Below are 12088 nucleotides of genomic sequence, written 5' to 3' on the forward strand. Positions count from 1 at the left end.
GCTTGTCTGGTTGGCGTGAACGGCGGTCTCGCCGGGTAAGGTAATTCTCTCAGGCCTTCAAGTCAGGACTTTTCAGGACTTTTGCTTAACGTAGCTGCCTGGTGCGGGCTCGATGGCCTTGAATTTGGTGCCCTTGCCATACGCCTTGGGCGCGGCGATCTGCTTGCCTGCGTGGCCCTTGAGCCAGCCCGACCAGTCGGTCCACCAGCTGCCAGGGTGCTCGGTGGCACCTTCGAGCCACTGGTCCAGCGTGGCCGGGAACTTGCTGTCGGCGCGTATCCAGTGGCTGCGCTTGCCTTTGGAGGGTGGGTTGATCACGCCGGCGATGTGGCCCGATGCGCCCATCACGAAGCGCTTCTTGCCCGGCAGCACCTGGGTGGAGGCATAGGCGGCAGTGGCTGGCACGATATGGTCTTCGCGCGAGCCGTAGATGTACACGGGCAAGGTCAGCTGGCCCAGGTCCATCTTCTCGCTGCACACGGTGAGCTTGCCGGGTTGCACCAGCCTGTTTTCCAGGTAGAAATTGCGCAGGTACCAGGCATAGAACGGGCCCGGCAGGTTGGTGCTGTCGCTGTTCCAGTACAGCAGGTCGAACGGGGGTGGCGTCTCGCCCTTGAGGTAGTTGCCCACCACGTAGTTCCACACCAGGTCGTTGGGCCGCAAAAAGCTGAATGTCGATGCCAGGTCCTGCCCCTTCATCAGCCCGCCCTGGCCCATCTGCATCTCGCGGAACTTGACGAAGGCTTCGTCGATGAACACATCGAGAATGCCGGTGTCCGAAAAGTCGATGAGCGTGGTGAGGAAGGTGGCGCTGGCCACAGGCTCTTCGCCCCGCGCCGCCAGCACCGCCAGGGCGTTGCTCAGGATGGTGCCCCCCACACAAAAGCCCAGCGCATTGATCTGCTCGGCCCCGGTGATGCTCTGCACCACATCGATGGCGGCCATCGCGCCGTCTTCCACATAGTCGTCCCAGGCCTTGTGGGCCAGGGTGTCGTCAGGGTTGCGCCAGCTGACGACGAAGGTGCGGTGGCCCTGCTCCACCGCATAGCGGATGAGCGAGTTCTCGGGCTGCAGGTCCAGGATGTAGAACTTGTTGATGCACGGTGGCACCAGCAGGAAGGGCCGCTCGTACACCTTGGCGGTGAGCGGCTTGTACTCGAGCAGCTGGAACAGTTCGTTCTCGAACACCACGGCGCCCTCGGTGGTGGCCACGTTGCGGCCCACTTCGAACAGGCTCTCGTCCGTCATGGAGACATGGCCCTGCGTGATGTCGTGCAGCAGGTTCTGCATGCCCTTGGCGATGCTCTCGCCCTTGGTTTCGATGGCCTTCTTCTGCGCTTCGGCGTTGAAGGCCAGGAAGTTGCTGGGCGCCATGGCGGCCATCCATTGCTCGACGCCGAAGCGGATGCGCGCCTTGGTCTTCTCGTCGGACTCCACCGCGTCGGCCAGGCCCATCAGGGTGCGGGCGTTGAGCAGGTAGGCAGCGGCAGAAAATGCGGCCACCGGGTTGCTGGCCCAGCCTTCGCCGGAAAACCGCCGGTCCTTGACCTCGGGCGTGCCCTGCAGGCCCTGCGCCCACAGTTGCTTGGCTTCGTCCAGGTACTGCTGCTGCAGTGCCTGCAGCTTGGAGGGAGAAAATTGAAGCTGCGGGGCCGTGGGTGCGGATGCGCCCAGATCCATCTTTTGGAACGACTGCAGTGCCTGCGACCAGCTTTGCCCGAAAATCTGTTGGAACTGCTGGGCGCTATCGGCCCAGGGTGATTCAGAATTCATGCTCTTTCCTCGGTGGTTGGTCGTTCGCAGCGGCTGGGCTGTGTGTCTCGGCTTCATTGTTGCCCACCGGCTTGTGCAAGGCAACGGCTTCACCCCACTCTTGCATCCAACCGCTTGTTCAATACCCGCAACCAATGTACCTGATCGTCATCGTCTGGACCTACGTCACCCTCATGATGGCCGTGGCCGAAGCCACCAGCCCGGTCGGCACCGTGCTGGGGGCCATCGTCACCTTCGTGCTGTATGGACTGCTGCCCATGAGCATCCTGGTGTACATCCTCGGAACACCGTCCCGCAAACGCAAGATCAAGGCGCGCCAGGCGGCCGAGCAGGCTGCGTACGACGCACAGCAAGCGGCAGCCAAATCAGTGGATGCAGACGTCAACGGCGATGTGGTTGACCTGACACCTGCACCAGGGTCAGTCGCGCCAGATGCAGGCGGCGAAGCGCCCGCTACTCCCCAAGGTGCCGCTGTCGCGCCGGTGCGAAAAGAACCGTGAGGCATTGGTCACCGTGCACCAGGCTGCGCTGCTGTCATTGCCGTAGATGCTGGTGATGCCCAGCGCCTGCAACCGCAGCCGCGCCAGCCCCGCCAGATCGCACAGGTACTTGCCCGGCATGCCCGCGCGGGGCGTGAAGCAGGCCTGCGCAGCCGCAGACACGTCGCAGAACGCGGCCCGCACCTCGGCACCGACCTCGAATGCGGTGGGCCCGATACAAGGACCTAGCCATGCCATGGTGTCCGGTGCGGCACCAGCGGTCGCCCCCGCAGGTGCTGCCAGGACGTTTGCTTCGATATTGATAGCGCCTGGCGCTTGATGGGCAAGCGCAAGAGCACCAAAGCGCTCTACCACAGCCTCCAGCACACCTTGGCCGCCCTGCCCCGCCAAGCCGCGCCACCCTGCATGCGCTGCAGCCACCACAGTGCCTGATCGATGTGCCACCAGCACCGGCAGGCAGTCGGCCACCATGATCGTGCAGGCCACGCCGGTGTCCGTGGCCACGCAGGCATCGGCATCGGTGCCATCGGCCGTGGCGTGGTCAAGCTGCACCACGCCGTCGCCATGCACCTGGTTCAAAAAGACGGGCCGCACGCCGGCGGACACGGCCTGCACACGGGCCTGCAAGCGCAGGCGGTTGGTGTGCACGGCCGCGGGGTCGTCGCCCACATGGGTGCCCAGGTTCAGGCTGTCGTAGGGCGGCTGGCTGACCCCGCCGGTGCGCGTGGTGCACAGCGCATGCACGCCCGGTGGCGCAGGCCAGTCGGGCACCAGCCAGTCGGCGCTGGCCCCTGGGGCAGCAGTGTGGCCGGTCAAGCTTCGTGGTCCGGGCAGGCCGAAGGCTGGGCCTTCTGGAATGCAGGCAGTGCCATGCACGCCACGTGCACGCCCATGGTGAGCGGCAGGCCGTCCAGGTTCACCTTGAAACGCTGGGCATTGAAGATCTGCGGCACCAGGCAACAATCGGCCAGCGTGGGCGTGTCGCCCCAGCACAGCAGCGACGGCGGCAGGCCCTGGCTCTCGCGCTCCTGTGCCAGCAGGCCCAGCTGGCGCTCGAACGCCTCCAGCCCGCTGCGGGCCCAGTGGTGGTACCACGCGTTCTTGGCGTCCTCGTCCACCTTGAGTTCATGCACCAGGTACTTGAGCACCCGCAGGTTGTTGATGGGATGGATCTCGCACGCCACCATCTGTGCCAGCGCACGCACCCGTGCTCGTGCCAGCGGGTCGGCGGGCAGCAGCGCGGGCGTGGGATGCGTTTCGTCGAGGTATTCGATGATGGCCATCGACTGCACCAGCGCTGCGCCATCGTCGGTTATCAGCGTGGGCAAGAGCGCATCGCCCACGCGGCTGACGTAGGCCGGTTGCCGGTGCTCGCCTTTGACCAGGTGCACCGGCAGGTAGTCGTAGTCCAGGCCCTTGATCGCCAGCGCGATGCGCACGCGGTAGGACGCGGAAGAGCGAAAGTAGTTGTAGAGCTGCATGCGAAGGTCTCGGGATGGGTACGGCGCACTGCACGCCGGGGTGGTGGGCGGGGTGCGCCGTCGGCGCGTGTCGCCGGGCCGGGTGCAATCAGGCGCCCGAGGCGCCCGCGGGGTCCTGGTGGTGGTAGACCACCTTGGTCAGCATGGCCATGAGGTCGCTGCGCTCCTGCGCATCGAGCGGGGCCATCAGGCGCTCCTGCACGCGCTGTGCGGCGTCGCGCATCTGCAGGGCCGCGACTTCGCCCTCCGGGGTGATCCACAGCAGCTTGCGGCGGCGGTCGCGGGTGTCGGGTTCGCGGCGGATCCAGCCGCGCTTTTCGAGCCGGCCGATCACCGAGCCCGACGTGGCCGCATCGAATGCGACGCGCGATGCCAAGGTGACCTGGTCCTCGCCCGGCTGGGCCAGCAGCTCGTGCAGGATGGCGAACTGCACCGGCGTCACATCGAACCCGGCCGTCTCTTCCATGAAAAGTGCCACGGTCCGCTGGTGTGCGCGGCGAACCAGGTGGCCTGGCGTGTTGTGGAAATCGAAGCTCTTTGCCATGGGCGCGAGTGTAGCCTCTGGCAGCGCGGGCCTTGCAGCCATGGCACACTGCCACTTTCGGGCTGGCTGCGGTGCCCCTGGGTCCACAGACCCCGTCGCCGCGCTTGTCACGGCCCGTTGCGGCCCGTGGCGGCTGGACAACGGCCGGGCCCGTCATTCACATCATCGAGCGACACAAGAAAAGAAAGGCAGACATGAGCTACGTGTTTTCTCCCGCGCCGGTGGCCAGCGTGCCCGTGGTGGGCAGCGGCGACCGTTTTCCCGTCCACCGCATCTACTGCGTGGGCCGCAACTACGAAGAGCATGCCAAGGAGATGGGCTTCACCGGCCGCGAGCCGCCCTTCTTCTTCATGAAGCCGGCCGATGCCATCGTGGTGGTCAACGCGGGCGAAACGGGCCAGCTGCCCTACCCCACCCTCACCGCCAACCTGCACCACGAGATCGAGCTGGTGGTGGCCATTGGCAAGGGCGGCAAGAACATCGCTGCCGCCGACGCGCTCTCGCACATCTACGGCTACGCCGTGGGCCTGGACATGACGCGCCGCGACCTGCAGAACGACATGAAGAAGCAAGGCCGCCCCTGGTGCATCGGCAAGGGCTTTGACGCCAGCGCACCCATCGGCCCCATCACGCCCGCAGCCCAGGCGGGCGACGTCGCCAACGCCGGCATCTGGCTGCAGGTCAACGGTGCCGACAAGCAGCGCAGCACCGTGGCGCAGTTGATCTGGAACATCGCCGAGACCATCGAGCACCTGTCCGCAGCCTGGGAGCTACAGCCCGGCGACCTGATCTACACGGGCACCCCCGAGGGCGTGGGCGCCGTGGTACGCGGTGATGTGCTGGAAGGTGGCGTGGAAGGCCTGGGCACGCTGCGCCTGACCGTGGTGTGACCACCGACGGCGCGTGCGCCGTGGCCCGCTGTGGACGGCCTTGCATTGGCCGGCCCTGCGCACAGGCCTTGGCGCCCGCGCCGCCCGCTACACTATGCTTTTCATAGCTGCTTGCGCATGCTGAACAAGCGGTAGCGGCCTATTTGAACCAAAAACCACGCATGACCTTCCGCAGCCCCATCCAACACTGCCGCGCCTGCGGCACCGCCGTGGTCTACCGCCTGCCCGACGACGGCGATACCAAGCTGCGTGCCGTCTGCCCTGCCTGCAACACCGTGCACTACGAAAACCCGCTCAATGTGGTGGGCACGGTGCCCGTCATGGCGGATGGGCGCGTGCTGCTGTGCAAGCGCAACATCGAGCCGCGCCGGGGCAAGTGGACGCTGCCGGCCGGGTTCATGGAGCTGGAAGAAACCACGGCCCAGGGCGCCGCGCGCGAGACGGATGAGGAAGCCGGTGCGCAGATCGAGATGGGCCCGCTGTTCAGCCTGCTCAATGTGCCCCGCGTGGGGCAGGTGCATTTCTTCTACCGGGCCCACTTGCTCAGCGACCAGTTCAACCCGGGTTTCGAGACCATCGAGGCGCGCCTGTTCACCGAAGACGAGATCCCGTGGGACGAGATCGCCTTTCGCACGGTCAAGGAAACGCTGGAGGCCTACTTCGCGGACCGCAAGGCGGGCAGCTTCGGACTGCACTGCATCGACATCGAGTAGCGAGCCGCGAGCCGCACAGCGACACGCTGGCGGTCGCACCCCACCCCACCCTACCCACCATGCCCTTGCCTTCTGCCCCACCCACTGCGGCGGCACCACCGGACGGGATGCCCAGCTACCGGTTGCTCACCGGCCCCGACGATGCCGCGTTCTGCCGCCGGGTGAGCGATGCGCTGGCGCTGGGCTACGTGCTGCACGGCTCGCCCGCAGCCACGTTCAACGGCCAGACCGTGATCGTGGCGCAGGCGGTCATCTGGCCGGGCGTTCGGCACACAACGCTGTAGGCAGGCATCGGCGAGGCAACGCTGCCACGACCAGAGCGATGACTCCAGCGCTGCGCATGTCTGACCGCTAACCGCCCGTGCGTTCCTCGGCGGGCACCGGTGGTGCCGTCGAACCCGGTGGGTCGTGCGTCACCGGTGGCAGCCCGCCGGGCCCTTGGCCCGGCATCTGGGGCTGCGACTGCGGGTCGCCGCCGAACAACCCACGGATCCAGTCGCGCATCGCGCCGAGCGGGGCATCGGCCGGAGGCGGCATCTGCGACGGCGGCGGCGTGGTGTCGAACTCGTCGAAGAAGCGCTCCTGGCCGTCGATCACCTTGGTGCGGATGGCCTGCTGCATGAAGTCGCCCACCATGGGCAGCGCGCTGCGGGCGCCCTGACCCCAGTGGTCGCTGCGCAGCGTGATGCGGCCGTCGTTGAAGCCCGCCCAGGCGCCCGCCACCACGTGGGGCTGCATCAGGATGAACCAGCCGTCCGTGTTGTCCTGCGTGGTGCCCGTCTTGCCCGCCACGTCGGCCTGGATGCCGTAGCGCGAGCGGATCGCCGTGGCCGTGCCCCGGTCCACCGCACCGCGCATGGTGTTGCGCAGCACCTGGGCGGCGCGCGCGTCGAAGACGGCCTCGGGCACGGGCTTGGCAAAGGTCTCCAGCACCTTGCCGTGGCGGTCCTCGATGCTGGTGATGAGCACCGGCTCCACATAGCGGCCCAGGTTCACGATGCTGCTGTAGGCCGAGATCATCTCCTTGAGCGTCACCGGGCTCGTGCCGAGTGCCAGCGAGGGCACTTCTTCCAGCGGCGACTGGCGCACGCCCAGCGCCCGCGCCACCTCGGCCACGCGGGCCGGGCCCACCTGGTGCATCACCTGGGCGGTGATGGTGTTCTTGGACAGCGCCAGGCCGTCGGCCAGGCTCATCGGCTGGTCGCTCGGCGGGCCGCCGTCGGTGGGGCGCCACACGCGGCCGCCACCCAGCGGGATCTCTACCGCGGCGTCCATCAGCATGTCGGTGGGCTGGGCGCCCTGCGCAAACGCGGCGCCGTAGACGAAGGGCTTGAAGGTGGAGCCCGGCTGGCGGCGCGCTGCCTGCACATGGTCGAACGGGTCCTGCGCGAAGTCGCGGCTGCCCACCCAGGCCAGCACGTGGCCGGTGACAGGGTCCTGCGCCAGAAAGCCGGCCTGCACGCGCGTCTTGTCGGCGCGCAGCTTCTGCAGGAAGGCCTCGTCCGCCAGCAGCGCCTTCTGGGCGTCCTCGGGCGTCTCGCCCTTGTCCACGGCCGCGCGGAACTCGGCGCTTTCGCGCACCAGCGTCTGCACCAGCTCGTTGCCCGGCCCCCAGCCGTCGCGCTTGCTCCAGGCGGCGTCGGCCACCGTTTGCAGCTGCTTGCCCTGGCGGGCCACGGCCTGGTTGGCAAAGTTCTGCAGCCGCGAGTCGATGGTGGTGCGGATCACCAGGCCATCGGCATACAGGTTGTAGCCATGGCTGTCGGCCCAGTCGATGAGCTGCTTGCGCAGCTGCATCGCAAAGTGCGGCGCCGGGCCCATGACCTCGGTCTGGCGCTCGAAGTTGACGCGCAGCGGCCGCTTTTGCAGGTCGTCGAACTGCGCCTGCTCGAGCTTGCCGCGCTTGACCATCTGCGACAGCACGGTGTTGCGCCGCGCCTGGGCGCGCTCGGGGTTGAGCACGGGGTTGTAGTAGGCCGTGCCCTTGAGCATGCCGATCAGCGTGGCGCTTTCCAGCACACTGAGCTTGTCGGCCGACTTGTCGAAGTACGTGCGGGCCGCCATCTCGATGCCGTAGGCGTTGTACAGAAACGGTACGGTGTTGAGGTACGTCTCCAGCACCTCGTCCTTGCTGTACGAGGCCTCGATCTTCACCGCCGTGATCGCCTCCTTGAGCTTGCGCGTCAAGGCCTGCGGAAACACCCGTGAACGGCCGATCTCGTCCGGGAACAGATTGCGCGCCAGCTGCTGCGTGATGGTGGAGCCGCCCTGCGGGTCCCCCCGCAGCGTATGAACCACCGACGACGCCGTGCGGCGCCAGTCGAGCCCGAAGTGGTTGTAGAAACGGTGGTCCTCGGTGGCGATCAGCGCGTCCACCACGTGGGGCGAGATCTTGTCGAGCTCGACCCATTCGCGGTTCGCCCAGCGGTACTCGGCCAGCAGCTTGCCGTCCACCGACATGAGCTGCGCGGGCAGCTCGCTCTTGGCCTTGCGGATGTCGGCGGTGGACGGCGTGAAAGGGATCAGCGCCAGCGTGTACACCAGCACCGCCGCGGGCACCGACAGCGCCCCCCAGAACAGTGCCAGGCGCAGCGGCCGGGGCATCCAGGCGAACAGGCCCGCCAGCCAGCGGAAGAACGCCGCGGCACGGGCCTTGAAGGAAAGCAGCAATGTGCGCATCAAAAACTCGAAAAAATGAAAGGTGCCTCAGGCACCAGGGCCGGACAGCAGAGCCAGCATGCCGGCTTCGTCCAGCACCGGCACGCCCAGCTCTTCGGCCTTGGCCAGCTTGCTGCCCGCCTCTTCGCCAGCCACGACGTAGCTCGTCTTCTTGCTGACGGAGCCCGAGACCTTGGCGCCTGCGGCCTCCAGCATGTCCTTGGCCTCGTCACGGCTCAGGGTGGGCAGCGTGCCCGTGAGCACGATGGTCTTGCCGGCCAGCACCTGCGGTGCCTTGTCGGCACGGGCCGATTCGGACCAGGTCACGCCGCAGGCGCGCAGTTGCTCGACCACTTCGCGGTTGTGTGGCTGCTGAAAGAAGGTGTGCACGCTCTGCGCGACGATGGGGCCCACGTCGGGCACCTCCAGCAGTTGCTCCACGGTGGCGGCGGTCTCTTGCGTTGCGCCCATCAGCGCGTCGAGCGTGCCGAAATGCTTGGCCAGGTCCTTGGCGGTGGATTCGCCCACCTGGCGGATGCCCAGGCCGAACAGAAAGCGCGGCAGCGTGGTCTGCTTGGACTTTTCGAGTGCGGCGAGCACGTTCTGCGCAGACTTCTCGGCCATGCGCTCCAGCGCCACCAGGGACGACAGGCCCAGGCGGTACAGGTCGGGCAGCGTGCGGATGACGTTGGACTCGACCAACTGGTCCACCAGCTTGTCCCCCAGGCCCTCGATGTCCATCGCGCGGCGGGCGGCGAAGTGCAAAATGGCTTCCTTGCGCTGCGCGGCGCAGAACAGGCCGCCAGTGCAGCGGTGGTTGGCCTCGCCCTTCACCCGCATCACATCGCTGCCGCACACCGGGCAGGTCTTGGGCATGTGGAAGTTGGGCACATAGCCGACCCGGTTGCCTGGCATCACACCCACCACTTCGGGGATCACGTCGCCGGCGCGCCGCACGATGACGGTGTCGCCCACGCGCACACCCTTCTTGCGGATCTCGAACAGGTTGTGCAGCGTGGCATTGGTCACGGTGACGCCCCCCACGAACACCGGTGCCAGGCGCGCCACGGGCGTGATCTTGCCGGTGCGGCCCACCTGCACGTCGATGCCTTCCACCTTGGTGGCCATCTCCTGCGCGGGGTATTTGTGGGCCACCGCCCAGCGCGGCTCGCGCGTCTTGAAGCCCAGGTCGCGCTGCAGCTGCAGCGCGTTGACCTTGTAGACCACGCCGTCGATGTCGTAGGGCAAGGCGTCGCGGCCCGCGCCCACCTGCTGGTGGTACGCTACCAATTCTGTAGCGCCTGTTGCAATCTGGACCTGCGCTGCGACCGGAAAACCCCAGGATTTGAGCGTCTGCAGCAGCTCGAAATGCGTGCGGAACACCGGCCCGCCCTCCGCGGCCGGGGTGATGGCGCCCAGGCCGTAGGCAAAAAAGCTCAAGGGACGCTGCAGCGTGATGTTCGAATCCAGCTGCCGCACCGCGCCCGCCGCCGCATTGCGCGGGTTCACAAACGTCTTGCCACCCTGCTCGCGCTGGCGCTCGTTGAGCGCGTCGAAGTCGGCGCGGCGCATGTAGACCTCGCCGCGCACTTCCAGCAAGGGTGGCACGCCGTCGGGCAGCGTCAGCGGGATCTGGCGGATGGTGCGGATGTTGTGGGTCACGTCCTCGCCCACCTCGCCATCGCCGCGCGTGGCGGCCTGCACCAGACGGCCTTTTTCGTAGCGCAAGTTCATGGCCAGGCCGTCGAACTTGGGCTCGGCCACGTACTCGATGGCCGGGTCGGCGTCCGACAGGCCCAGCTCGCGCCGCACGCGGGCATCGAAAGCCTGGGCTCCCGTCGCCTCGGTGTCGGTTTCGGTGTGGATGCTCAGCATCGGCACCGCATGGCGCACCGGCGTCAGGCCCTCCATCACCGCCCCGATCACGCGTTGCGTGGGCGAGTCGGAGGTGATGAGGTCGGGGTGCTCGGTCTCCAGCGCCTGCAGTTCACGAAAGACCCGGTCGTACTCGGCATCGGGCACGGTGGGCTCGTCCAGCACGTAGTACTGGTGCGCCCAGCGCTGCAACTGGTCGCGCAGTGCTTTTATTTTGATAGCTGCTTGCGCAGGGCTGGTCTGCGCTGCAGACGAAAAGAGTTGTGATTGTTCAGTCATGGGGTGCCCCACTGGGATTCTCCTGGGCAACACCCGGTTCCTTGCGCGCCAGCCGGACCAGCGTTGCGCTCATGTCTTGCACTAGCTGAACAGCCTGCGCGCCAGCACCGACCCTGCCGACAGGTCGCGCCCGTCGAGCTGGTCGTACAGCAGCTCCAGGTCGGCCGTGATCGGGTCCATGGCCATCGCGGGCAGCGGGTGGCCGTTCTGGTCGCACAGCACGCCGTCCATGGCGTCGCACAGGGCCTTGCCCACGTCGCGCAGGCGGGCGAAGGGCTGCTCGGAGCGGTGCACCTGGGCAACGTCCAGGCTCAGGGTGATGTCGCGGATGGCGGACTGGTCCGGGTCGTCCGCCAGTGCGGCGGCGGTGTCGTATCCCAGCGTGAGCAGGGGCGGCAGGCCCGCGGCGCTGGTGGCGGGCAGCACCAGCCGGCCGGGCATGGCACCGGCCACAAAGCCCAGGCGGCCGGCGTTCTGCTGCACATAGCCGGGGCTCCAGGCTGCCTGGCGGGCGCGCAGCATGAAGGCCAGTTGCGCGTCGTGGTCGCTGGCGAACTGGTCCAGCTCGCGGGCGCGGGCCACCTCCTGCAGCATGTCGGGGAAGTCGGGCGCGGCATTGATCGCGTCGGCAAACGCCTGCACCTTGACCACGAACTCCGAGAATTCGATCTCATTGAGCGCGCCCATGCGGTTGGCCAATTGAACCCCCGCCTGGAAGGCCTGGTAGCGTTGGCCGGGCGCGGGCGTCTCCCACTGCTGGGTGGCTTCGTTCAAGCCTTCGATGGCAAAGGGCTTGCTGCCTGCGCGCCGCGTGGGTGGCAGTGCCGCCAGTGCGGCATCGCCCGAGACGACATGCTCAGGCTGCAGCGGCGCGATCACATCGATGAGCGGATCCAGCCCCGGGCGGCGCTCCACCGAGAACGAGGGCACAGGCATCTGCAGCGCATCGGTCGGGTCCACCGCGTGTTCGGACGACGGGTCCGTGCCGCGGTCCAGGGCCTGCAATTCGTCGGGCGTGAGCTCCACCGCGCCGCCCCCCTCAAAGCCGGGCTCCTGGCGCAGCGCGGGCTCGGCCATGCCACTGCCGGGCGTGCCCCGCTCGGCCTCCTGGGGCACCGCGCGCTTGGGGGCGTTGCGGCGCGATGTCCAGGTGTTGTAGGCCACGATACCGGCCAGCAGCAGGCCACCGATGATCGCCAGACTGAGTTGAAGTGTGCTCATAAAAATGTTTTTCTAGCTATCCCATGGCCCGGTGTGCCACCCAGCCACCTTCGAGAGCCCCGCGCGCCGCGTTGCACCACCGGCGCAGGCCGACCCGCGCCACTTTAGGCGCTGCTGGGCCGGCAGGCCGTAGGCGGCACCCCCGCCCGGGCGC

At 67.5% G+C, this 12088-nt stretch carries 11 protein-coding genes; 4 read left to right on the forward strand and 7 right to left on the reverse strand.

From position 1 onward, the window contains the following. Nucleotides 1-72: 72 nt before the first annotated feature. Nucleotides 73-1773 carry a PHA/PHB synthase family protein gene (locus ASG27_RS24070; protein ID WP_056412276.1) on the reverse strand — a complete coding sequence of 567 codons (1701 nt, stop codon included), beginning with the start codon at nucleotides 1771-1773 and terminating at the stop codon, nucleotides 73-75. A 134-nt stretch (nucleotides 1774-1907) separates the two neighbouring features. Between ASG27_RS24070 and ASG27_RS24075 the strand changes: the two genes are divergently transcribed. Continuing rightward, nucleotides 1908-2273 (forward strand): hypothetical protein, encoded by a 366-nt coding sequence (locus ASG27_RS24075; protein ID WP_056412278.1) that lies wholly within the window; start codon nucleotides 1908-1910, stop codon nucleotides 2271-2273. Here ASG27_RS24075 and ASG27_RS24080 read toward each other — a convergent pair. From ASG27_RS24080 to ASG27_RS24090, 3 genes are all read right to left on the reverse strand, one after another. Then, complete coding sequence (locus ASG27_RS24080) at nucleotides 2193-3089, reverse strand: polyphenol oxidase family protein (RefSeq protein ID WP_056412282.1); 897 nt, start codon at nucleotides 3087-3089, stop codon at nucleotides 2193-2195. The genes ASG27_RS24075 and ASG27_RS24080 overlap by 81 nt on opposite strands. Then, a complete protein-coding gene (gene maiA, locus ASG27_RS24085; RefSeq protein ID WP_056412285.1) occupies nucleotides 3086-3754 on the reverse strand; it encodes a maleylacetoacetate isomerase in 669 nt (222 codons plus the stop codon). Before maiA ends, ASG27_RS24080 begins: the two co-directional genes overlap by 4 nt. 88 nt (nucleotides 3755-3842) lie before the next feature. Beyond that, on the reverse strand, nucleotides 3843-4298 hold the full coding sequence (locus ASG27_RS24090; protein WP_056412289.1) for a MarR family winged helix-turn-helix transcriptional regulator: 456 nt from the start codon (nucleotides 4296-4298) through the stop codon (nucleotides 3843-3845). A gap of 194 nt (nucleotides 4299-4492) precedes the next feature. Between ASG27_RS24090 and ASG27_RS24095 the strand changes: the two genes are divergently transcribed. The 3 genes from ASG27_RS24095 (at nucleotide 4493) to ASG27_RS24105 (ending at nucleotide 6185) form a co-directional block, all read left to right on the forward strand. Beyond that, a complete protein-coding gene (locus tag ASG27_RS24095) occupies nucleotides 4493-5188 on the forward strand; it encodes a fumarylacetoacetate hydrolase family protein (protein WP_056165815.1) in 696 nt (231 codons plus the stop codon). Nucleotides 5189-5349: 161 nt separating this feature from the next. Further along, complete coding sequence (locus ASG27_RS24100) at nucleotides 5350-5901, forward strand: NUDIX hydrolase (RefSeq protein WP_056412293.1); 552 nt, start codon at nucleotides 5350-5352, stop codon at nucleotides 5899-5901. A 59-nt stretch (nucleotides 5902-5960) separates the two neighbouring features. Next, the gene (locus ASG27_RS24105) at nucleotides 5961-6185 is read left to right on the forward strand and encodes a DUF1737 domain-containing protein (RefSeq protein ID WP_056165809.1); all 225 of its coding nucleotides are present in this window, start codon (nucleotides 5961-5963) and stop codon (nucleotides 6183-6185) included. Between the two features lie 67 nt (nucleotides 6186-6252). Here ASG27_RS24105 and ASG27_RS24110 read toward each other — a convergent pair whose 3' ends face one another. From ASG27_RS24110 to ASG27_RS24120, 3 genes are all read right to left on the reverse strand, one after another. Then, nucleotides 6253-8580 (reverse strand): penicillin-binding protein 1A, encoded by a 2328-nt coding sequence (locus ASG27_RS24110; protein ID WP_056412296.1) that lies wholly within the window; start codon nucleotides 8578-8580, stop codon nucleotides 6253-6255. Nucleotides 8581-8607: 27 nt separating this feature from the next. Next, on the reverse strand, nucleotides 8608-10713 hold the full coding sequence (ligA, locus tag ASG27_RS24115; protein ID WP_056412300.1) for an NAD-dependent DNA ligase LigA: 2106 nt from the start codon (nucleotides 10711-10713) through the stop codon (nucleotides 8608-8610). An 81-nt stretch (nucleotides 10714-10794) separates the two neighbouring features. After that, on the reverse strand, nucleotides 10795-11934 hold the full coding sequence (locus tag ASG27_RS24120; RefSeq protein WP_056412302.1) for a hypothetical protein: 1140 nt from the start codon (nucleotides 11932-11934) through the stop codon (nucleotides 10795-10797). Nucleotides 11935-12088: the final 154 nt, after the last annotated feature.

This window comes from Acidovorax sp. Leaf191, from assembly GCF_001424425.1.
In the GTDB taxonomy this organism is placed as follows: domain Bacteria; phylum Pseudomonadota; class Gammaproteobacteria; order Burkholderiales; family Burkholderiaceae_C; genus Acidovorax.

Coding starts and splice junctions, on each gene's coding strand:
- ASG27_RS24070 (WP_056412276.1), bottom strand. CDS start 1,773: ATGAATTCTGAATCACCCTGGGCCGATAGCGCCCAGCAGTTCCAACAG.
- ASG27_RS24075 (WP_056412278.1), top strand. CDS start 1,908: ATGTACCTGATCGTCATCGTCTGGACCTACGTCACCCTCATGATGGCC.
- maiA (WP_056412285.1), bottom strand. CDS start 3,754: ATGCAGCTCTACAACTACTTTCGCTCTTCCGCGTCCTACCGCGTGCGC.
- ASG27_RS24090 (WP_056412289.1), bottom strand. CDS start 4,298: ATGGCAAAGAGCTTCGATTTCCACAACACGCCAGGCCACCTGGTTCGC.
- ASG27_RS24095 (WP_056165815.1), top strand. CDS start 4,493: ATGAGCTACGTGTTTTCTCCCGCGCCGGTGGCCAGCGTGCCCGTGGTG.
- ASG27_RS24100 (WP_056412293.1), top strand. CDS start 5,350: ATGACCTTCCGCAGCCCCATCCAACACTGCCGCGCCTGCGGCACCGCC.
- ASG27_RS24105 (WP_056165809.1), top strand. CDS start 5,961: ATGCCCTTGCCTTCTGCCCCACCCACTGCGGCGGCACCACCGGACGGG.
- ASG27_RS24110 (WP_056412296.1), bottom strand. CDS start 8,580: ATGCGCACATTGCTGCTTTCCTTCAAGGCCCGTGCCGCGGCGTTCTTC.
- ligA (WP_056412300.1), bottom strand. CDS start 10,713: ATGACTGAACAATCACAACTCTTTTCGTCTGCAGCGCAGACCAGCCCT.
- ASG27_RS24120 (WP_056412302.1), bottom strand. CDS start 11,934: ATGAGCACACTTCAACTCAGTCTGGCGATCATCGGTGGCCTGCTGCTG.